19 protein-coding genes are annotated in these 22,447 nt (G+C 41.6%); 6 read left to right on the top strand and 13 right to left on the bottom strand.

The window, feature by feature from the left end; translation table 11 throughout:
* Positions 1-3 precede the first annotated feature (3 nt).
* Positions 4-330, bottom strand: coding sequence for a DNA-directed RNA polymerase subunit omega (locus M8998_RS10565; RefSeq protein WP_249992576.1), 327 nt, complete (start codon positions 328-330; stop codon positions 4-6).
* 31 nt (positions 331-361) lie between these two features.
* On the bottom strand, positions 362-1,279 hold the full coding sequence (locus M8998_RS10560; RefSeq protein ID WP_284040334.1) for an outer membrane protein assembly factor BamD: 918 nt from the start codon (positions 1,277-1,279) through the stop codon (positions 362-364).
* A 216-nt stretch (positions 1,280-1,495) separates the two neighbouring features.
* On the opposite strand from M8998_RS10560, the gene M8998_RS10555 reads away from it, so the two are divergent.
* Entirely contained in the window at positions 1,496-1,765 is a 270-nt protein-coding gene (locus M8998_RS10555; RefSeq protein ID WP_249992575.1) for a NifU family protein, read from the top strand.
* A gap of 72 nt (positions 1,766-1,837) precedes the next feature.
* Positions 1,838-2,494, top strand: coding sequence for a hypothetical protein (locus M8998_RS10550; RefSeq protein WP_249992574.1), 657 nt, complete (start codon positions 1,838-1,840; stop codon positions 2,492-2,494).
* Here M8998_RS10550 and M8998_RS10545 read toward each other — a convergent pair whose 3' ends face one another.
* From M8998_RS10545 to polA, 11 genes are all read right to left on the bottom strand, one after another.
* Positions 2,495-3,730: an FtsX-like permease family protein gene (locus M8998_RS10545; RefSeq protein ID WP_249992573.1), complete on the bottom strand. Its 1,236-nt coding sequence runs from the start codon at positions 3,728-3,730 to the stop codon at positions 2,495-2,497.
* 2 nt (positions 3,731-3,732) lie between these two features.
* The gene (locus M8998_RS10540) at positions 3,733-4,374 is read right to left on the bottom strand and encodes an MBL fold metallo-hydrolase (protein ID WP_249992572.1); all 642 of its coding nucleotides are present in this window, start codon (positions 4,372-4,374) and stop codon (positions 3,733-3,735) included.
* A 15-nt stretch (positions 4,375-4,389) separates the two neighbouring features.
* On the bottom strand, positions 4,390-5,148 hold the full coding sequence (locus M8998_RS10535) for a shikimate dehydrogenase family protein (protein WP_249992571.1): 759 nt from the start codon (positions 5,146-5,148) through the stop codon (positions 4,390-4,392).
* Between the two features lie 13 nt (positions 5,149-5,161).
* A complete protein-coding gene (locus M8998_RS10530; protein ID WP_249992570.1) occupies positions 5,162-6,565 on the bottom strand; it encodes a tetratricopeptide repeat protein in 1,404 nt (467 codons plus the stop codon).
* Between the two features lie 216 nt (positions 6,566-6,781).
* Positions 6,782-7,999, bottom strand: a complete 1,218-nt coding sequence (locus tag M8998_RS10525) for an OmpA family protein (RefSeq protein ID WP_502957364.1) — start codon at positions 7,997-7,999, stop codon at positions 6,782-6,784.
* Positions 8,000-8,384: 385 nt separating this feature from the next.
* On the bottom strand, positions 8,385-9,395 hold the full coding sequence (locus M8998_RS10520; protein WP_249992568.1) for an inorganic phosphate transporter: 1,011 nt from the start codon (positions 9,393-9,395) through the stop codon (positions 8,385-8,387).
* A 37-nt stretch (positions 9,396-9,432) separates the two neighbouring features.
* Complete coding sequence (locus tag M8998_RS10515) at positions 9,433-10,080, bottom strand: DUF47 domain-containing protein (protein ID WP_249992567.1); 648 nt, start codon at positions 10,078-10,080, stop codon at positions 9,433-9,435.
* A gap of 67 nt (positions 10,081-10,147) precedes the next feature.
* Positions 10,148-11,113 (bottom strand): sensor histidine kinase, encoded by a 966-nt coding sequence (locus tag M8998_RS10510; protein ID WP_249992566.1) that lies wholly within the window; start codon positions 11,111-11,113, stop codon positions 10,148-10,150.
* Between the two features lie 129 nt (positions 11,114-11,242).
* Positions 11,243-11,896, bottom strand: a complete 654-nt coding sequence (locus M8998_RS10505; RefSeq protein ID WP_249992565.1) for a phosphatidylserine decarboxylase family protein — start codon at positions 11,894-11,896, stop codon at positions 11,243-11,245.
* Positions 11,897-11,940: 44 nt separating this feature from the next.
* Positions 11,941-13,065: a toxin-antitoxin system YwqK family antitoxin gene (locus tag M8998_RS10500; RefSeq protein WP_249992564.1), complete on the bottom strand. Its 1,125-nt coding sequence runs from the start codon at positions 13,063-13,065 to the stop codon at positions 11,941-11,943.
* A gap of 16 nt (positions 13,066-13,081) precedes the next feature.
* Positions 13,082-15,901, bottom strand: coding sequence for a DNA polymerase I (gene polA, locus M8998_RS10495; protein ID WP_249992563.1), 2,820 nt, complete (start codon positions 15,899-15,901; stop codon positions 13,082-13,084).
* Between the two features lie 284 nt (positions 15,902-16,185).
* On the opposite strand from polA, the gene rsgA reads away from it, so the two are divergent.
* The 4 genes from rsgA (at position 16,186) to M8998_RS10475 (ending at position 22,435) form a co-directional block, all read left to right on the top strand.
* Positions 16,186-17,109 (top strand): ribosome small subunit-dependent GTPase A, encoded by a 924-nt coding sequence (rsgA, locus tag M8998_RS10490; protein ID WP_249992562.1) that lies wholly within the window; start codon positions 16,186-16,188, stop codon positions 17,107-17,109.
* A gap of 93 nt (positions 17,110-17,202) precedes the next feature.
* Positions 17,203-19,023 carry a hypothetical protein gene (locus M8998_RS10485; RefSeq protein WP_249992561.1) on the top strand — a complete coding sequence of 607 codons (1,821 nt, stop codon included), beginning with the start codon at positions 17,203-17,205 and terminating at the stop codon, positions 19,021-19,023.
* Between the two features lie 8 nt (positions 19,024-19,031).
* Positions 19,032-19,790 carry a type I methionyl aminopeptidase gene (gene map / locus M8998_RS10480; RefSeq protein WP_249992560.1) on the top strand — a complete coding sequence of 253 codons (759 nt, stop codon included), beginning with the start codon at positions 19,032-19,034 and terminating at the stop codon, positions 19,788-19,790.
* A 155-nt stretch (positions 19,791-19,945) separates the two neighbouring features.
* A complete protein-coding gene (locus tag M8998_RS10475) occupies positions 19,946-22,435 on the top strand; it encodes a YfhO family protein (RefSeq protein WP_249992559.1) in 2,490 nt (829 codons plus the stop codon).
* The last annotated feature ends 12 nt before the right edge of the window (positions 22,436-22,447 follow it).

Raw genomic sequence — 22,447 nt, 5'->3', positions numbered from 1 at the left:
AATTTATTCTTGCTCTTTAGCAGGGTTTCTGAAATACACTTTGTCGTGCAAAAAGTCGTCCACAGCTACTAAACTAGGCTTAGGAAGGCGTTCGTAGTGTTTAGAGATCTCGATTTGCTCTCTGTTTTCAAAGACTTCCTCTAGGTTGTCGCTGCTAGTCGCAAATTCAGCTAGCTTGCCGCTCAACTCTTCTTTAATGTCTACTGCAATCTGATTCGCGCGTTTGCTCATCACGACGATAGACTCATAAATGTTGTCAGTACCGGTATCCAAGTCGCGTAAATCACGCGTAACGGTAGTATTAGGGACAGTTGATGGGTTATGACTCATAGTTTGATAATAGTTTCGTGTTGTAGTTATTTTATTGTGCTTCGTTGGTAGCGGCGGCCGCCGGACCATTCGCGATACCCAGCTCTTCTTCGTGCTGTTTCCTAGCTTGATTCATCTGATCTGTTTGCTTTACAGCCAATACGATTTTTCGTTCTGCACTGCGTCGTAAGACCTCGAGCTCTTTGGTGTATTTACTTTCTGGATAATTTTGAATGAAGCTCTGATAATAGTCAATCGCTTCATTAAAGCGCTCTTCTTGACGAAAGAAAGCACTATGTTCGGCAAACATGTATTGCGAACGAACGATTAGATAATCTGCTTCTTCTGCATATTTCGTGTCAGGGTACTGCCTAAGCATACTTTCGAAAGCAATGACGGCTGCTCTGAAATCTGCCGGCTGGGCCATATTATAATAAAGCTTCGCATTATCGAACGCCTTTTTCTCGAGTTTGTTGCGTAGATTCTGAATAAGCTCAGAGGCCTCCTCCCCACGTTCAGATTCGGGGTAAAGATTTACAAATAACTGCAGCTCATCAATGGCTTTGTACGTATTCTCCTGATCCAAATTAGTTCGTGGTGAATCTACATAAAAACAATATGCTGACATAAAACGACATTCTTCTGCTCGCACACTGTTTGGGTAGTTTTGTGCAAATGTTTTAAAGTGGTAACGCGCGGAGATATAATCTTTCATCCGGTACGCGGTGTAAGCTGTATAGTAATTTAAATCTTCTGCTTCAGCGCTCGCACGGTATCGTGTTAGTAAGTCGGTAAAAAGAACCGATGCTTTAGAATACTTTCCAGCCTCGTAATACTTCACCGCCTCCAAATATTTCATTTGAATATTGTTACTGGCGCGCAACTTCTCAAAGCGACTTTTACAAGCGCCCATGCCAAATACCAACACTGTACTAAGACAAAAAAACCAAATACGTTTATGTGAAAACATTTTGCAAAGATACTTCAATTCGTACTAATTATCAATTTATTTTTCGAATCTAAGGTAATTTAATAAAATACACAAAGCATTTATGTATCACCTATTTAACATTCTTTAACTCTGTCAAAACTTTAGTCATTACAGTGTTTTATTAGAGATTGCACACGTAGCTGTTTAGATAAAATTGACTATCTTTATACCATAATTATAATAGTTTATAGTAGAATGACTTTACACGAGCGAGTTGAGCAGGCATTGGATACCATCAGACCTTATCTAGAAACAGATGGAGGTAATGTGAGTGTGGAAGAGATTACTGCGGATAATGTTGTGAAGCTGAAATTGTTGGGTGCTTGTGCTAATTGCGCAATGAGTATCATGACTTTTAAAGCAGGTTTGGAGCAAGCTATTAAAAAAGCAGTTCCCGAGATTGTTGCTGTTGAAGCAGTTAATTTAACCGATATGGACGACCCTAATGCGACCACACCTAATTAGTCATCGTAACCTATAGATCTGATTAACACATTTTAACAACGCTACCTGTGGTGATTGTTTATTTTTGTGCTTATGGCAAGAGGGATTCCATTTTTTATTTTTTGTATCTGTTTATTATTCAGTTCTATTGCGCAGGCGCAGAAGAGGGAGATTGTTCAGTTTTCTGGCGTGATCACGGCGACGGGTACAACAATAGAAGTGCCCTATGTTACCATCATTAATTCTAGTTTTGGGAATCAATTATTCATCGCCAATCATGAAGGTTATTTTACTTTTGTAGCTCATAAGGGTGATGTTATAGCTTTTACATCCATCGGATATAAGCCATTGACGGTAACTGTTCCTGATGTACCCGGCGACAAATACAGCTTAAATGTAGAGATGGAGAGTTTAGTAGAGGAGCTACCAATCGTAACGATTGGTCCGCCGCTTCCTTGGGCAAGTATTGAGGAATTTACGATGGCCTTTCTTGGTATGAATGCAGGTACGGATGAGTATTTGAATGCACGTCGTAATCTATCTCCTGAGGCATTGGCTGCGCTTTCCATGATATTGCCACGTAGCCCAGAAGAAATGCAGAGTTTCGACGGGAGGATGAATCATGTGCAGATGAATAATACGGGCATACGGCAGAATGCACTAACACCTTTTCTGAATCCATTCGCGTGGGGGCAGTTTATCAACCAAATTAAAAGCGGGGACTTTAGTAGAAAACGCTTGAGGTACTAGTTACTCTTCATGTATCCCAACTGACCCGAATCGTTTGATGCTCAGCTTTGACGCGGTATAAGAAATTAGTATGGAAGAAAGCATTACCGTAAAAAAGATCAGGGCAAAATCCATATAACGAACATCTACCGGGTATGCATCAAACAAAGTTTGTCCTCCAGTACGTACGAAGCCATATTTTGCTTGAAGCAGGCAAAAAGCGATTCCAAGTCCTATACCTATAACACTTCCTAATAGCGCAATAAGTATTCCTTCAAAAAAGAAAATGCGCTGAATAAGGCTGGCATCTGCTCCAAAACTTTTTAACACCTGGATATCCTTCTTTTTATCGATCACTAACATGGTCAGGGAGCCAATAATGTTAAATATGGCAATTACGCCGATAATGGTCACGATGAAAAATACAATCCATTTCTCCGAACTCACGGTTTTATAGAGTGTAGGGTTTTGTTGCTGCCGATCTTTCACCATAAAATCGTCACCTAATTCTTTTTGTATGGATCGCTGCACTTTATTTACTGCAGAAGGATCCTTGAGAAACAGCTCAATGGCTGAAACACGCGTAGGTTCGCTCAGCAAATCTTTTGCAAAACTCAGGGATGTTATTACCAGATCATCAAATCCGGGTTGAAATTTCATCACGCCTGTTGGCGTAATCCGCCTAACATTAATCTCATCCATCGGGTTGAGATTGCTACTCTGAGGATTGATGTTTTTCTTTGGAATATAGAGCGAGATTGCATTGTCAAACTCCTTGTAGGAAATCTGCAGATTGGTTTGTACTTGCGCACCTATGATGGCAAAGTTAGTACTATCTTCCTGAACCTTAAAATCGCCGAATAGCAACATGTCTTCCGTGGCCTGGGTATGTAAACTTTCCTGCTCTACTCCTTTTATTCGTCCTACAAATTGTTGGTTGCCGTATTGTACAAGTACTCGGTCTTCCAGAATTTCACTATATGATTTGAAGCTTGTATTAGCACGAAGATTTTGAAAGATTGGATCGTTGGCATCAAAGACCTTTCCGGTTGTAGGTTCTATTCGCAGATCTGGAGAGAAGACGCTATACTGCGACAATATGAACTGCTCCATACCATTATAGAAAGATAGCACGATCACCAACGCAGCGCTACTGACCAACACACCGACTACACTAATGGAGGAGATGATATTGATGGCATTTACTGATTTCTTTGAAAACAGGTATCGCTTGGCGAAGAATAAAGGCAACTTCATGATTAACCTTGGATGAACGGGTTACTGGTTTTTTCGAAACCAATTGTCGTACTTGGTCCGTGGCCAGGGTATACCGTGGTTTTTTCAGGCAAGGTGTAAATTCTTTCAGTAATACTTTGTAGTAGTTGTGTGTGATTTCCTCCCGGAAGATCTGTTCGCCCGATACTATTGCGGAATAAGACATCTCCTCCGATCAAAAAATTGTGTTTAGCAGAATAGAAGCACAAGTGAGCTGGTGAGTGGCCCGGAGCTAGAATCGCTTCCAATGTATCATCTCCAAACTTAATGATATCCTTGTCTAAAAGAAACTGTTCTGCAATCGGTGCGGCCTGATAATTAAAACCCATTTGTGGAGCGTAATTCTGCACCTCCATCAATACCGGGATTTCTCCTTCATGAAACTGTGCCAACAATCCAAAATTGTCGTACACACACTTGTTGCCCAACACATGATCCACGTGGCAATGCGTATTCAGTAACAGAACAGGATTTAATCCATTTTCCTTTATATAAGATTGAAAATGCTGCTCCTCGTGCGCGTTATGCATTCCTGGGTCTACAATAATACAGTCCTTCTGCTCATTGTATAGAACGTAGGTGTTTTCCTGATAAGGATTGTAGGTAAGGCACTCGATTGCGATCATCTTCAAAAATAGGAACTATTTTGCCTGTTGCCAAATCTCCCAATTTTTATCGGCTTGCAGTACAAGCATCTCAAAACCGTTTTTGGTTACAGCTCCTTTCAATCTCCCTTGCTTAAGAAACAACGTTTCTTCCGGATTATAGATCAAGTCGTAGAGATAGTGATCTTGCCCTATGCCATCATAAGGAATAGGCGGGCATACATCTACATCAGGGAAAGTGCCTAAAGGCGTACAATTGATAATTAAATGGGTGGCTGCAATTGCTTCTGTCGAAAGCTCCTCGTAACTAATGGCTGTTTCGGATTTTGATCTGCTGACCAGTTGGACGGAAACTCCAAGCTTTTTCAGCACATATAAAACAGCCTTAGCAGCGCCACCATTACCTAAAACCAGCGCTTTATTGTGTTTCTCAGGATTCCAATACCTTCGTAGCGATTTCTCAAACCCGTAGGCATCTGTGTTATACCCAACAAGTTTGGTTGCACCAGCAGGCAAGTGCTGTATCGTAATACAGTTCACCGCGCCAATTTCTCTTGCCTCATCCGATAACTCCTGTAAATAGGGCATAACAGCCTGTTTGTAAGGGATGGTGACATTGCAACCAACAAATGTAGTATTTCCATCGGTGAATAAGCTAGGGAACTCGATAATGCTGGGTATAGGATACAGGTCGTAATCAATTCCAACAATATTTTCTTTCTCCATCTTATCCATATAGTACTTTTTGGAGAAGGAGTGCCCCAAAGGATAGCCAATAAGGCCAAGCTTCTTCATATTAAACAGGATCTTATCCGGTGTATTTTTTTATTAATTCTAAAATAACCTGATTGCCTTCCAACTGCGGTAGGTATTCAAAGATTACATAAGCTTTATCCGGATCTTTTGTAAGTGCTATATCCAGGAAATTCAGTGCTTCATTCAGGTTGCCATTAGCGATAAGATAGGCAACAGTGCGATAATACAACAAAGCCTCATCTGGGTTGCACTTAATGCCTTCCGCCATAGATTCGATAGCGGCTTCTAATTTACCTTGCTCAAATAAGAGTGACGAATAATCCAGCCATGCTTCCGCGTCAGTAGGATTCAGTTCTACCACACGGGAGTAAGCGTATTCGGACTCTTCAATTTGGTGCAGTTTGTAGCGAGCGTCGGCAATAGCGAACCAAAAGTCCGGATTCTCTTCATCAATTTCTAAGGCTTTTTTGTAGTAGTAGAGCGATTCAAAGTACCGACCTTCGGAATCTAGTGTGACACCGATGCCAAACCAGGCATCTGCATGTAGCGTATCTAGCTTGACTGATTTCTCATAGTACTCCCGTGCTTTCGTCATTTTGTCGAGCTTCTCATAACACTCTCCGATAGCACAAAATGTTTCGGCACGCGGACTTTCAAATTCGAATGTATGCTTGAAAACCTCAATGGCTTCTCGATAACGCTCCATATTAATCAATGCGTTTCCCTTATCCAGATAAGCTGGAGAAAACTTCTCTTGGATCAGTATGGCGTAGTCGTAAGCATCAATAGCTTCTTCAAATTTTCCTAAATGATGAAATGCGTTGCCTAAATTGTACCAGGCTACGAACGAATAAGGATCACTATCAATGTATTTTTGGTAAAAGGATATGCTTTCTTCCAAGCGATCTAATCGATCATAACACTCCGCAATTGCGTAGAGCGCATCAGAATTTTCGTTGTTCAGACTTAAGGTCTTTTTGAAAAACTGAATAGCTTTGGTCAGGTCATTATTTGACTGATGCATCTGTCCAATTTGGAAATAGATATCATCCTTTGAATCACTCAATTCCAAAGCCCGATAAAAATTCGCTTCTGCGCTGTCTGAATCACCCAAAGAAGCAAAGACGGCTCCTTTAATTAGGTATATTTCTGATTCTGATGGCTCCAGAAGTTCCGCTTTCTCTAGTGCTTCCAAAGCCATAGAAAGCTGTTGCATACTTAGCAGCAGTTGTGCTTTACGAATAAAGAAATTTGTCTCGAATGGATGCTGGTTCAGCGCAAACTCTGCGACCTGCAAAGCTTTCACAGGATCATTTTTCCCGATGTAATATTCAATGATTCCTTCAAAGGCAATCGTGTCAAAGAAATACTGATCTTCGTTGCGAAGCATTTCCTCATACCGGTCCACTGAATGCTTCTGTTCTTCGGGCGATCCGAAGTCAAAATTTTCTTCCATAGTACAGTATCTCCTAATGGTTGACAAGGCAGCGTAAATCCACTGCGTTGAAATGAAGATAAACGTTTTCAGGCTGAAATTATCCTGATTGTTTTCCACATTTAGACATTAGACTGTAAACGAGCCTAATTGTTTAATGCGTCGAAATTACAGAAAACAGAAAAGCCGACTCATATGAGTCGGCTTTCTTATGTTGATAATTATACTTTCGTATGATTATTTTTTGATCTCAACACGACGGTTTTGAACGCGACCAGCTTCAGTATCGTTAGACGCTACTGGGTTTGATTCGCCTTTACCTTCAGCCGTTACTTTAGCAGCAGCAACACCAGCGTTAACTAGGTATTGACGAACTGCATTAGCACGATCTTTAGAAAGGTTCATGTTGTAAGACTCGTTACCTTCAGCAGAAGCATAACCATCTAATTGTACAGATCCGTTGTTATCACGTAACTCTTTCGCTAATCTATCAAGAGTAGAGTAAGATTCAGTTTTCAATACAGAGCTATCAAATTCGAATTGAATTGGAGCTGTGTAAGATCCTTGAGCTACATTGTTGATTACTTGTGGCTCTGGGAATTTGATTGGACATCCAGCACCATCTACTTGAGTTCCAGCAGGAGTGTTAGGACATTTGTCAAATTTATCAGATACACCGTCACCATCAGAGTCTTTGCTCAACATATCAACAGTACCTTCTAATGTAGATACGCGTTGTTTCAAAGCTTCAACTTCGTTTCTCAATGTGTTGTCTTTCAACTCATCGTAAAGAGCAGCAACTGGGTTAGCAAAAGTCAAGTTTTCTTTGTCACGTGATCCTAGAGTGAACTCTAAACCACCAGTAACAGTCGAGAATCTTCCTTTGTAGTCAGTTCTAGCTGGTCCGTAGAATCTGTTATCATCTGTGAAGTTCATGGTGTAACCTAAGTTTAAGGCAACCACTTCAGATAATTTGAATTTCGCACCAACACCTACTGGAATGAAACCAGAAAGTTTGTTTTTACGATCTCCTGTACGCTCACGATCTCCGAAGATTTCAGAACCCCAGTTTCCTTCGTTGTTATAAACTTCAGCACCTGAAAAGTCATTGTTTGCGAATTGTACTGGATTTGAAGCCAATACTCCCATACCTACTTTAGCGTAGAAGTTAACTGCATTTTCTCTTCTCATGAAGTCGATAGTACCCAATTGGAATACACCGTTCAAGCTACCAGACCAGTCAACGTTAACCTCTGAAGAGCGAGCTCCCAAAGAGTTCTCAATAGCAGGACCAGAAGCATCTGCATTGAAAGTTCTGATGCGGCCACGGTTACCTTCCAACTCTAAACCGAATAGGTGAGAGAATTGTTTACGGATAGTCAAACCATAGTACTCACCAACACTGTTTTGGAAGTAACCAACTTGTTGACCGAATGCGTTAGAACCGCCAGTCAAAACGTTAGGTGCAGTGATACCACCGTGAACACCGATAGACCAAGTTCTGTATTGAGATCTTCCACCGAATACAGTTGGTTGTTGAGCCTGAGCAACTTCAGCAAAACCGAAAGCGGCTACTAAAGAAGCTGCAACAGCTGTTTTTTTAATTGTAGAATAGTTCATACTCTTGTTTTTAAGGTTATTGAATTTTTAATTGTTTCTATTTAATCCCAATCGTTCATCACTCTTACAAGAACGATGCCAAAAATTATCTAGCATCTTTAAATTCTTTAAAATTCTGTCCTATGGGTATTATGGCGTAAAAATACGTTAATACAAACGATGTTTCCAAATTTTAAAAGAAAAATTTCTTCTAAATGGTGCAAGTATTTATTTTCAACGACTAAACGATGTAGTGAATGATTGCAAATGTAATTCCACCTAGTACGGCGCTTACAGGAATAGTCAGTACCCAAGCCCATAAAAGACTGATCGTAACGCCCCATCGAACCGCTGAAACACGTTTTACAACTCCAACACCAATAATAGCACCGGTAATAGTGTGCGTAGTAGAAGCGGGGATCCCAAAATGCTCCGTGATACCCAATGTTAATGCGCCAGCACTTTCTGCACTAACTCCTTCTAGTGGGGTTACTTTGGTAATTTTCGTACCCATGGTTTTGACGATCTTCCATCCACCGCTCATGGTACCGGCGGCAATTGCAACATAACAGGATAATGGCACCCATTCTGGCATGGATTCGAAGTTAGGAATTACCTGCTGTGCGATCAATGCGGTAGCTATAATACCCATTACCTTTTGAGCATCATTACCACCATGTGCAAAGCTCAGTGCGCCAGAAGATATTAACTGAAATATTTTAAACCACTTCTCAGCCACTGCTGGCCTGGATTTTCGAGCTAAATTAATAATCATCAAAGTAATAATGATCGAGATCGTCATACCGATCACTGGCGCTAGTACGATGAAGGAAATAATCTTGGCGGTAGCGCCCAAGTTGACAGCATCCAGAGGATTAGCTCCCTGAATAAGCGCAAAGGCCATCCCCGAGCCAGCAAAACCTCCAATCAGGGTGTGAGATGAGCTGGAAGGAATACCATAATACCAAGTAAATAGATTCCAGGAAATGGCGGCTACCAGTCCGGCGAAAATCACTTCAAGGGTAATGTATTCTTCTAGTACCGTTTTCGCAATGGTATTAGCTACTTTATGGTCGGTAAAGTAAAAGTAGGCCGCGAAATTAAATAAGGCCGCCCATAGTACAGCTACGAAGGGCGTTAGCACTTTCGTAGAAACGATGGTCGCGATAGAGTTAGCCGCATCATGAAATCCGTTGATGTAATCAAACGCGATCGCTAATATGACAACGACGACAAGTAATGTAGTAATCATGTACTATTTGTTTTCTTTGTAAAGTACGCTGGTCTAATTACGCGTTTTTAACTAATATACTCTCCAATACATTGGAAACATCCTCACATTTATCAGTCGCTGTTTCCATAGAAGACAAGATCTCCTTATGCTTGATGAGGATGATGGCGTCTTTTTCGAATTCAAATAATTCCGCTACTGCTTTTTCAAAGATGTAGTCTGCCTTATTCTCAACGCTGTTAATACGTACACAAGAATCTGTGATGTTACGTACATTCTTAATGTCTTTTAATTCGTAGACAGCTTTGGCTACATGCTCCGTCGCTTCGATCAACAGTTCCGCCAGCTCTTTCATTGCCTGTGTAGGTGTTTCTACCTTGTACAAATCCATTCGATTAGACGCGCCGTGTATATAATCCGCGACATCATCCAAAGAACTGGCCAAAGAGTGAATATCCTCCCGGTCGAATGGGGTAATGAAGTTTTTACCTAGCTCCAAGTGTATTTGATGTGTGATATCATCGCCACGATGCTCTAGATCTTCTATTTTTTTCGTTAATGTTTTGCGTACTAACTTGTCTGTAGTATTAACAGACTCATTTAGAACCTTAGCCATTTCGATCAGGTTAGAACCTGCTTGCTCGAAAAGAGGAAAGAATTTTTTGTCCTTAGGAACGAAAAAATTGAAGATATTACCTAATGCCATATGATGTAATGTTTAAGCTTACAAAAGTATGTAGCTAATGTTAAGTTAATGTTAAGTTTCCTTGTTTTTATCCGCTCGTGGCTTTTGCCTTTTGCAGTGTAAATGAAAACGTTGTCCCAATTCCCTCGGTGCTGCGTACATGCACACTTTGCTGATGTGCCTCTACAATATGTTTTACAATTGATAGACCTAATCCCGAACCACCAATATCGCGGGAACGACTTTTATCGGTTCGATAGAAGCGCTCAAAGACACGCGATAAGTTTTTCTCTTCAATACCTTGGCCGTTGTCGGTTACTTCTACTAAGATTTGCTCAAACAGAGAGCTGGTGCGAATGCTCGTTATGCCTCCTTGATTGCCGTATTTGATTGAGTTCTCTACCAGGTTGATAAGTACCTGCTGGATCTTCTTTTTATCTGCTTTTACAAATATCTGTTGCGAAGATTTATTAGACATTTTCAACGTAATACCACTGCTTTTGGATTTATCCTCCAGGTATTCGATGGTATCGTTGATCAAGTCATTAATATCAAAGCGTTCGATATTAAGCACTACTGCTCCAGATTCTAATTTGGCAATTTCATCAAGGTCACTAATTAGATAGCTTAAGCGATCAATGTTTCGAGATGCTTTTGCCAGAAAATTCATCGCCATAGCAGGATCTTCCTCCATAATGCCATCTTGCAATGTTTCTATGTAGCCTTGAACGGCAAAAAGCGGAGTTTTAAACTCGTGTAGTGTATTAGAAAGAAATTCTTTTCTGAATTTTGCCTGTTCTTTCAGACGACCAATCTCGGACATCTTCTGATTGGCCCAAGCGGAAACTTCCTGTTCAGCTTCGGCAATGGGATTTTCAGGGCGATACGGTCCTAAAGCTTCTTTAAGGTCTTTGCCTAGCTTCAAGTTGGTGATCAATTTATACAGGTTGTGAATTCGATCATTTATGGACTTCTCCAGCACGGTGCTGATGATGAGGTAACTGATGACAAAAACGACCGCGGAAGCTGTGGCAGCACGTTTCCATTCTTGCATAAAGTACAATAGGATACCTGAAATTATAAGCGCAAAAATGAGCGAAATAAAGAAAGATATCTGCCTAAAAGTCATAAGGGAATTTTGAGTCTACAAACTCAAATATACAAATCGTTTATTAACGAATTGTTAAAGGTGCGCTAAAGTGGTTTTACCACCAACAACCTTGTCACCGATCTTCACATCGATCTTAGTGCCAATGGGAAGGAAAAGATCCACACGAGAGCCAAACTTGATAAAGCCAAACTCTGCACCTTGCTCCACTTGGTCGCCCTCATTTACATACCAAACGATCCTGCGGGCAAGTGCACCAGCAATCTGTCGGAAAAGAATCTCTACACCGTTTTCTTGCTTTACCACAATGGTAGTGCGCTCATTATCCGAAGAGGACTTTGGGTGCCAAGCGACCAAAAACTTGCCTGGATGATATTTAAAAAAGGAAACCAATCCGGTGATCGGACTTCTGTTAATATGCACGTTTACTGGCGACATGAAGATAGAAACTTGTAAACGTCTGTCCTTAAAATACTCGTTCTCTTCGGTTTCTTCAATAACGACCACTTTGCCATCAGCAGGGCATAGGATTGTGGCAGCATCCTGTTCAATCTTACGTATTGGACTACGGAAAAATTGAAGAATAGTTATCGTCAAAAAAGCAGATAAAAGGTAGAAAAACCACTTTACATAGGTATTGGCATCGTAGTAGTTGGCTACTGCGTTCACTATAAAACAAAACAGAATGACTAGAGCTAAGCTGGTATATCCTTCTTTATGAAATTTCATGCTGATATCTGATTAATTCCCGCAAAAGTAATCTTTTTGTCTTATTATTTGTGTTCCAATTTTCTTTCAATACGATTCGTCTGAAATTGTAGCGTTCCATCTGCGTCTGAAGACATTGTACCATACACTGTAATCGTATCATCAATATACTCTCCATCATTAAAGGATGGCACATAAAACGGAATCGATTCGATCACCTTTTTGAAGTTATCATTTATCTCATCGGGTAATGATTTTATGATTTTACTATCTCGTGGAGATCCATCTTTACGAACACGCACTTCGAAAGCGAAATCTGTTTTGACTGTATTATTTACCTGTACCAGTTGAAATGCGTTACGGAAATATTCCGCAATATATACACTGAACCCCGAAAAATCATCGTAATTACATTGTTTAAATAGCAGTGTCTCCGCGCGATAAAAACTGTCGTAAGGTAGGATTCCGTGCACTGGTGTACTATACTCTGCGTCATCGAATAGGTTATAACCACGCACTAGGACGCCATTGCGATAGAATTCTTCTGCAGCAAATTCACTTTGTTTGGCTTCCGGGTTTTCAAAGTATACGTTCCACGTTCCATTCGGCAGGCCGTCTTTGATACGTCCGCTCATCGAATAAAAGCTAAACCCGTATTCTGAGAAGCCATCCACCGGATTACGGAATTCATACTTTCCGTTGCCCTGATTCACACTCAATCTTCCGCGGCGATCCCATTGAGATACAATGCGCGTAGTGGAGTCAGTAAAAGAAACACTGAGATAAGGTTTCCCGTCCGGGTAGAAATAATTCCAATAACCGGTTGGTCTGTTATCTCGGAAGGTTACTTCCCATTTTTTTTGCTGATTAGGGTGGTAGGCCACAAAATTGCCGTTTTTTGCACCTTGTTTATAAACGCCGGTTAATATAAGCGATCCATCAGCACCGATGTCGGTAAACGACCCATCGAATTTATTAGTCGCGCGATCAAAGACCGCACGTCTTTCAATGGATTTAAACTCACAGTGCTTGTCCACTAGAAAATAGTTTTGGTCATAAAAGAAGCGGACTTCAGATTCGTTAATGCGCTCGAAAAAAGTATTGATAGAATCCTGTGCCGATGCAGTGGGGATGTACCACGATATTAACAGGCTTGATATAAATAAAATAACTGTGCTCGTATTTTTCATGTTTATCATTGAAATGCTAATGTGCCTCCAACCAATTACTTCCCTCGCCGATCTCTACTTCCAAAGGGACTTCCATCGTGATAGCCGTTTTCATACGGTGGCTAATAATCTCTTTAAAAGTGTCGACTTCCGATTTTGGTACATCAAAAACCAACTCATCATGTACCTGCATGATCATTTTGCCTTCTAATCCTTTTTTCAGGATATCTTGATGGATATGAATCATGGCAACCTTGATCATATCTGCTGCAGAACCTTGAATAGGCGCATTGATTGCATTTCTTTCGGCAAAGCCGCGTACCGTCATATTAGCGGAATTGATATCGCGTAAATAACGTCTACGTTTAAGAATTGTTTCCACGTAACCATTTTCCTTTGCCGTTTCTATTGTCTTAGACATATAGTCGCGAATGCCGCTGTATTGCGTAAAATACTGATCGATGATTTCGGCTGCCTCTTTTCTAGAAATATTAAGATTTTGAGAGAGACCAAAGGCAGACTGGCCATATATGATACCAAAATTGACCGCTTTTGCATTACGGCGTTGATCAGAAGTTACCTCCTCTAGCGGTACTCCATATACGCGCGCTGCTGTGGCACGATGGATATCCTGATTCTTTTGGAATGCTTCCATCATGTTTTTATCCTTACTCAGCTCAGCCATCAGGCGCAGTTCAATCTGCGAATAATCGGCAGAAAGTAAGACATGATTCGTGTCGCGCGGAATAAAGGCCTTGCGGACTTCACGACCACGTTCGGTACGGATTGGTATATTTTGCAAATTTGGATTGGTTGAGCTCAATCGTCCAGTAGCTGCCACGGCCTGATTGTACGACGTGTGGATCAATCCGGTGTCTGCATGGATAAGCGTTGGTAACGCATCTACATACGTGGATTTTAGCTTTTGCATTTGCCGAAAATCCAGAATATCTTGTACGATATCGGATTTATGTGCCAGTGCCAGCAGTACATCCTCTCCGGTCTTATATTGGCCGGTCTTTGTTTTTTTAGCTTTCGGATCCAGTTGCAGCTTGTCGAACAAGACTTCTCCCAATTGCTTTGGCGAAGCAATGTTGAAAGTAACTCCAGCCTTTTCGTAGATAGCCGCTTCCAGCTTGGCAACATCTTTCTCCAAACCTATTGAAATAGTCTTCAGGGTATCTACGTCAATCTTTACACCATTCTGCTCGATCGAAGATAACACATATACTAAAGGGAATTCCACTTCTTTGGCCAATTTCTCTGTCGCACTATCTTGTAGTAGCGGTTGAAAAATCTCCTTCAGTTGCAGCGTAATATCTGCATCCTCACTGGCGTACTCTTTTATCTTCTCGAGATCTACATTGCGCATAGATCCTTGTTTTTTGCCTTTTGCACCGATTAGCTCCGTAATGGATACAGGTGTGTAGCTTAAATAAGTTTCGGCAAGCACATCCATGCCATGACGCGTATCGGGGTCTATCAGGTAATGTGCCAACATGGTGTCAAATAATTCTCCACGAAGCTGTACACCGTATCTCGACAATAGCAATATATCATACTTAATGTTTTGGCCTACTTTGCCAATAGATGAATCTTCGAGTACTGCTTTGAACCGGCCGATTACCGAAAGAGCTTCATCGCGATCTGCTGGTGTAGGGACATAATAGGCGACTCCTTTTTCGATGGCGAAAGACATCCCGACTACCTCTGCCGATAACGCATCTAAGCCAGTAGTTTCTGTATCAAAAGCAAATTCCTTGCTTTTGGCAAGCAACTTTATGAGGTCTTCCTGTTTTTCAGAGGTATCAGCCAGATGATAGGTGTGCGCGATGGTATGAATGCTGTGCTCCGCAGCGATAGGCTCCGTTCCCGCTGTTGGCTTATCCGGAAAACCAGATTTATCTGTCTGAAACAGATCCATCTGTGCACTGGTGTTCTTGACGTCGCTGTCTGTGATCGAAAAACCTTCTCCAAATACTCTCTTCCCCAATGTTCTAAACTCGAGCTCTGCAAACAATGGCTCCAACAGCTCTTTATTTGGCGCATTATACAACAGGGCAGCCTCATCCAACTCCGTCGGCACGTCCAATAAGATCGTGGCCAATTTTTTAGAAATCAACCCTTGCTCCGCAAAATTCTCGACATTTTCTTTCTGCTTACCTTTCAGTTTGTCGGTATTAGCAATTAATCCTTCGATACTGCCGTATTCCTGAATTAATTTCTTTGCCGTTTTTTCTCCGATCCCCGGAATCCCCGGAATGTTATCTACGGCATCGCCCCAAAGGCCAAGAATATCGATCACTTGCAACGGATCTTTGATCTCCCACTTTGTCAAAATCTCCTCTACACCGAGCACTTCAGCACCATTGCCCATTCGGGCTGGTTTGTAGATGTATATGTTCTCGGATACGAGCTGACCGAAATCCTTATCTGGCGTCATGCAGTATACCGTAAATCCGGCTTGCTCCGCACGCTTGGCGAGTGTACCAATAATATCATCTGCTTCATATCCGTCTTTGGTAATGATGGGGATATCAAATCCTTCTATCAACCGAAAAATATAAGGAATGGAGGCCGCCAGATCTTCTGGCATCTTCTCTCGATGTGCTTTGTATGCCTCAAAATCGATATGGCGTTGCGTTGGAGCATCGGTATCAAATACCACCGCAATATGGGAAGGTTGTTGATTCTTTAATACCTCCAGCAAGGTATTTGTAAAACCCATGATTGCACCCGTGTTCAAACCATAGGAGGTAAGACGCGGCACTTTATTCAAGGCAAAGTAGGCACGGTAGATTAACGCCATGCCATCCAGAAGAAAAAGTTTTTTATCGCTATTATTTGAGGTGCTCATACCAGATTTTTAAAGATTCGAAGCGTAGCAAATATACTTTTTATTTTATTAGAATCTCCTTTAGCAAAGGATAAATGGCACCTTCCTGTAACCCCATGCACTAGGTACATAATTGTATATTTACAGCTAAGGCAATCTTTCTTTCATCGCTTTTCGTAGCTTTGTATAAGCAGCTTATTATAGCAGCAAAGCATGGCATTATTGCCTGAATGATCAGCGGCAGCCAGTATATAAAAGGCATGATGGAGAACAATGAAGTATAAAACGAAATGATAGATCGGAGCATGTTAAGAGGTCTGGTGACGAAATCTACAGGAAGTTGGTATCAAGTACTTGCTGAAGACAACCAGCGCTACGAATGCCGGATTAAGGGAAAGTTTCGAATTAAGGGAATTAAAACCACCAATCCTATTGCGGTAGGAGATCGGGTGATGATTGAACCGGAACAGGAGGAAGGTTTTGCAGTGATCAATACATTAGAACCGCGAAAAAACTATATTATTCGTCGCTCCATCAACCTATCCAAGCAAACACAAATTATAGGAGCCAACTTAGATCAGGCACTGCTAGTGGTCACTTTGGCTTCCCCCCCTACTTCCATGGGTTTTATCGACCGTTTTCTGGTTACTGCGGAAGCTTATAGCATTCCCGCAGTATTAGTTTTCAACAAACTAGATCTTTTTAGCGATGAAGGATTAGAGATCTTACGAGACTATAAATCCATTTATACGAATATTGGTTATACCTGTCTGGAAGTTTCCGCTTTGGAAGGCACCAATCTAACAACATTGCACAACTTGCTGCAAGATAAGATTACCCTGGTATCAGGCCATTCGGGCGTTGGTAAATCTACCTTGATCAACGCATTGATTCCTGACATCAGTCTAAAGACGGGGCAGATCTCTGCGTGGTCCGACAAGGGGAAGCACACCACTACATTTGCGGAAATGTTAACCCTTCCTTTTGGTGGAAGCTTGATTGATACGCCAGGAATTCGGGAATTAGGAGTAGTAGACATTGAACCACAGGAACTTTCTCACTTTTTTCCGGAAATGAGAGCGCTTATGAATCAGTGCCGATTTAACAACTGCCGCCATGTAAATGAGCCAGGTTGTGCTGTTATTGCAGCTGTTGAAGAGCAAGATATCGACCTCTCCCGCTACGAAAGCTATCTTAGTATCTATCATAATGAAGATTCTCGGCATTAAAATCCTGTATAATAAATTTCTACGGCAAAAACATAGGTTCATTTCCTTTGTTTAGCAGAGGACTTAGTTAGTAAACTTGATCAAATACTATTTATGAAACCTATTTGGAAATGGATCATTGGTATAGTTGGAGCGATAATAGTGCTATTATTGGCCGCCGCTTGGTACCTCAGTAACAATTACAAGCCTATATTGGAGACCAAACTAAAGGAGATTATTGCCGAATCTTCGGACGGTCTATATACGCTAGAGTATGATGCGTTGGATCTCAACCTACTGCTCGGCAACGTAACGTTGAAGAACGCGGTACTTGTGCCAGATAGTGCGGTATACGAAAAGCTGGTCGCAGAAGAAAAGGCGCCAGACAACCGTTTTCATATCGCATTAGATGAATTGAAGGTGCGCCGCTTTAGCGTGATGGATCTCTTACTAGGAAAAGGTTTAAAGGTTAATTCCATCAATTTGGCTAGGCCAAAGGTCCATATGATTAATGAACCACATGCCTTTAACGATACAGTTAGTAACGATCCCCCAAAATCTTTATATGAACAGATCAAAGACGACCTATCTTCTATTGCAGTAAAGAAAATAGATTTTACGAATATGAAGCTCACCCACACACAAATAGTGGACGGCAAGAAATCTAAGATGGCACTAGATAGTGTTCAGCTCCATATTACAGATGTATTGATCGATGAAACTTCTGAGCAAGATTCAACCAGACTGTTTTATACGAAAATGGTGGATCTATCTTTACCCGGTTTTGAGTACGATCTTCCAGATGGGTTTTATCGTGCTAAATTTGATCACCTTAAGCTCAATACTCAACAAAGAGATCTGATTATCAGCAAGTTATCATTTTCTCCGCGAATGAGCAAGGCAGAGTTTTTCAAGAAGCAAGGGAAGAAAACTACGATGGCGATCATGAAGCTAGATACCTTGAAAATAGAAGGTCTGGATATTGCTCGTCTCATCGACCAGAACAAAATCTATGCAAAAGATGCCACACTTAAGAATGGTTCCGTATCGCTCTTTATGGACATGCGTTACCCGTCGGTAGCAGGCTCAAAGATTGGGAAAGCGCCTCATCAACAAATTATGAAGCTAAAGCAATCTATAAAAGTAGATACGGTGCATATCGACAATCTGAATATCTTGTACGGAGAATTTAGCAAGAAATATAGTCAGGAAGGAATTATCACCTTCGATGGAGCTCGCGGAGTAATCACCAACGTAACTAACGACACTCTATCCTTACAAAAAGATAAGTTTATGCGTGCAGATCTTCGGGCGCGCATTATGAATTCAGGAAATTTACATGCTATATTTGGATTCGATATGCTGAGTAAAAATGGTGCGCATACCTATAAAGGTAGCTTAGGCGCTATGAAGGCTACAGCATTCAACCGCATCATAAAACCTTTGGTAAATGTAGAAATCAGTTCTGGAAACATTCGAAAAGTGAGTTTTGATATGGCTGGTACAGACTACCGCAATTGGGGTGATTTTCGCTTCGACTACGATGATCTTAAAATCAAGATCTTGGGTAGCAAAGATGAAGAAGGCAAGCGATCAGGAAAGGGAATTCTCTCCTTTCTTGTCAATCAGCTGATTATCAATGATAGTAATCCGGATGCGAATGAAGTGTACCACAAAGGCTACGTGAAGTACACCCGAGATCCTAGCCATTCTTTCTGGAAAACATTGTGGCAAAGTATGTTGGACGGTATCAAGCAAACAGCCGGTATCACCGCCGAGCGAGAAGCCAAGCTAACGGATGCAGGTAGTAGAACCCAACGTGCTGCTTCGAAGGCAAAAGAAGCAGCGCAAAAGACCGGTGGATTTATCAAAGGCTTATTCAGTAAAAAAGATAAAGACGAACAGGACAAAAAAGAAAAGAAAGATAAAAAATAAAAGAGGATATGTCTATAACGAATGAGCAGGAGCTGATTGGCATGAAGAAGATTAGCGAAGTGGTCGCTTATACATTGAAGGAAATGATCGCTTTTGCGGCGCCAGGAATGTCTACCAAAACATTGGATAATTATGGAAAAGATATTCTAGAATCCTATGGGGCATCATCTGCACCTTTCAAAACCTATGGCTTCCCGGGCTGGACCTGCATCAGTGTAGACAAAGAATTTTGCCATGGTATCCCATCCGATACGCGTATTTTGGAAGAAGGCCAGTTGATCAATATTGATGTTTCGGCAGAATTGAATGGGTTTTGGTCTGATAACGGTAGTTCGTTCGTCGTGGGTAATACCCCATCCGAACACGATAATTTATTAAAAGCATCGCGTGAAATCTTGCACGAGGCTATTGCAAAGATCAGTGGTGGCGTTCGCATCTCCGATGTGGGAGAGTTAATGGAAAAATCTGCAAAACAGCGAGGATACCGTGTTATTAAGAACCTGACCGGACATGGTGTAGGTAGAAGCTTACATGAAGCCCCGCACGAAATTGCGAACTTTCGCGATCGTTTTAACCGCGAACGGTTTAAGAAAAATACGACCGTAGCTATTGAGACATTTATCTCTACCGATTCCTCAGAAGCAGTTACTTTGAAAGATGGCTGGACCATGGTTGGCAATAAAGGCGGTTATATGGCACAACATGAACATACGATATTGGTTACTGGCGGCAAGCCATTGATACTTACTTCGAGTAACGGGGTGTAACACGGGGAGGGCTGTAAGCGCGTTAGTCTTAATTTAGAGAAATCTCGGATATTTTGTGTTCGATTGGTAAAGGGGAATAGCGGGAAATACTTCCTTGTATTTTAAAATATTTATATATTTTTGACCCTTAATCGATAATTAATCCAAAAGCGCGCATGAAAAATTGGTTTAAGGAGAATGCCTCCCACCTCACAATTATAGCGATACTCGTCTTACTCGTCTTTTTTTACTTCACGCCAGTCTGGCAGGGCAAGACATTGGCTCAATCGGATGTGGTACAAGCCGCTGGTGGTCAAAAGGAAATGTTTGATTACAAAGCGAAGGATGGGAAAGCGCCATTGTGGACCAATTCTATGTTTGGTGGTATGCCGGTGTATCAAATCTGGTTAGGACACGAAGCCAACGTAACGACCTATATTTCGAAGGCGCTTCGTGCTGTATTTCCTCCGCCGGCAGATATTCTGCTGCTTTATCTTTTAGGGGGATATTTTCTATTCAGTGTGCTCCGTATCAAACCCTGGTTGGCGGCCATTGGTGCTATTGCATTGGCCTTTTCGTCCTACAATATGATCTATATTGAGGCAGGGCACATGAACAAAACTTATGCGATCGCTTACATCGCTCCGATTATAGCGTCCATTATCTTATGTTATAGAGGCTCTTGGCTTTGGGGTGGGTCATTGCTGGCGCTCTTTATGGCATTAGAAATCCGGACCAATCACATTCAGGTTACCTATTATCTTTTCATCACTTTGTTGATTTTGGTAGGTTTTGAGGTGTATTATGCGATACGCGATAAACGATTAAAACACTTTGGACAATCTACTGCGGTGCAACTGGGCGCGGTCATCATCGCCGTGATGGTAAATGCTACCGTATTATTTCCTACATACGAATATAGCCAGCTAACCACTCGAGGTAAAGCCAATATCAGCAGTACAGAACAGGGCGGGAGCTCTGGCTCTGGTTTGAGTAAAGAATATGCGTATGGCTGGTCGCAAGGCGTTGGAGAGAATATTACCTTCTTGATCCCCAATGCGTATGGTGGTAGGTCGGGTGGTGTTTTGGATAAAAACTCTCATGTCGCCAAATTTGTGAAGAACCTCAATGCAACCGAAGCGCAGGCAGAGCAATTTGCACAATCTATGCCAACCTATTGGGGAGAAAAGATGTTTACTTCAGGGCCTTGGTACTTTGGTGCTGGTGTGATGTTCCTTTTTATCTTAGGTATCGTTATCGTTAAAAATAGGTATAAATGGTGGCTGGTATCTGCCACAGGATTAACCCTATTTTTAGCCTTTGGAAAGAACCTCCCGCTGATCTCAGATTTATTCTTTGATTACTTCCCTATGTACAACAAGTTTAGAGCGGTAGAATCTATCTTGGTGATTCCATCGGTATTGATTCCTATTCTCGCTATTATGGCGCTGGACCAATTGATTAGCCGTGCAGCGGAAGTTAAAAATTTAGATAAAAAATTATTGTATACAGGTGGCGGTGTGGCTGCACTCTGTTTGCTGGTTGCGCTACTGCCAGATTTATTCTTGAATTTTCGTTCATCCAATCACCAAGAATTGGTTGCCTCTTATCAGCAACAAGTGGGTGATGCAGCCATGGGTAATGAATTAGTCAATGCCTTATTGAAGGATCGAGCGGCCATCGCCAGTGCAGATGCTTGGCGCTCTTTGGTTATTGTATTGATTACATTTGGAGCAGTTTGGTTTTATCTGAAGAAAAAAGCTTCGCTAACTGTCCTATTAGCAGTGGTAGGCTTGGTTACTTTGGCCGACCTCTGGACGATAGACAAACGCTACCTAAATAACGATTCTTTCAATAGCCCAACGGCGCTTCAAGATCACATGCCGAAGCGGGAGGTGGATGAATTGATATTGATGGATAAAGATCTATCGTATCGCGTATTTGACTTGACAACAAGCCCATTCCAAGATGCGCGTCAGTCTTACTATCATAAAAGTCTGGGCGGATATCATGCAGCAAAGCTGATGCGTTTTCAAGAGATCTTGGAGCATCAGTTTGATGGAGCCATCAATGAAGATGTATTGGATATGTTCAATGTACGCTACGTGATTACCCGAGATCCAAATAATAATGCTGAACGTATCCAACGACGCAGTTCTGCTGCGGGCAATGCTTGGTTTGTGGACCGCATCACTTTTGTGAAAGATAACAACGAAGAGATGAATGCGTTGGATAGTTTTGATCCGCGCAAGGAAGCATTTGTTAACAAAGAGTTTGAAGGCAAATTGAAGGCTACGCAACTTGGCAATAGTACCAACTCGCAGATCAACCTGATTTCCTACCATCCAGATACACTTCGTTATGAATATACGGCACCTCGCGACGCATTTGCTGTATTCTCCGAAGTATATTATGACAAAGGCTGGAAAGCGTATGTTGATGGGGAAGAAGTGCCGATCATTCGTGCCGATTATATTCTACGCGCATTGCAGCTTCCGGGAGGCAATCATCAGGTAGAGTTTATCTTCGCACCACAGTCTATGAAAACAAGCACCATATTATCTACCATATTCTCCATAGTACTGGTATTAGGCATCGGTGTTGCGCTCTTCTTACATTACCGCAGGAAAAAACAGACGGCTAAAGTAGTCATCAACCATAAATAGCGATTGTCTTGC

Origin of the sequence: Sphingobacterium sp. lm-10, assembly GCF_023554555.1 — a bacterium.
Taxonomy (GTDB): domain Bacteria; phylum Bacteroidota; class Bacteroidia; order Sphingobacteriales; family Sphingobacteriaceae; genus Sphingobacterium.
The sequence above is the reverse complement of the archived record's forward strand: the minus strand, read 5'-3'. Positions and strand labels throughout refer to the sequence as shown.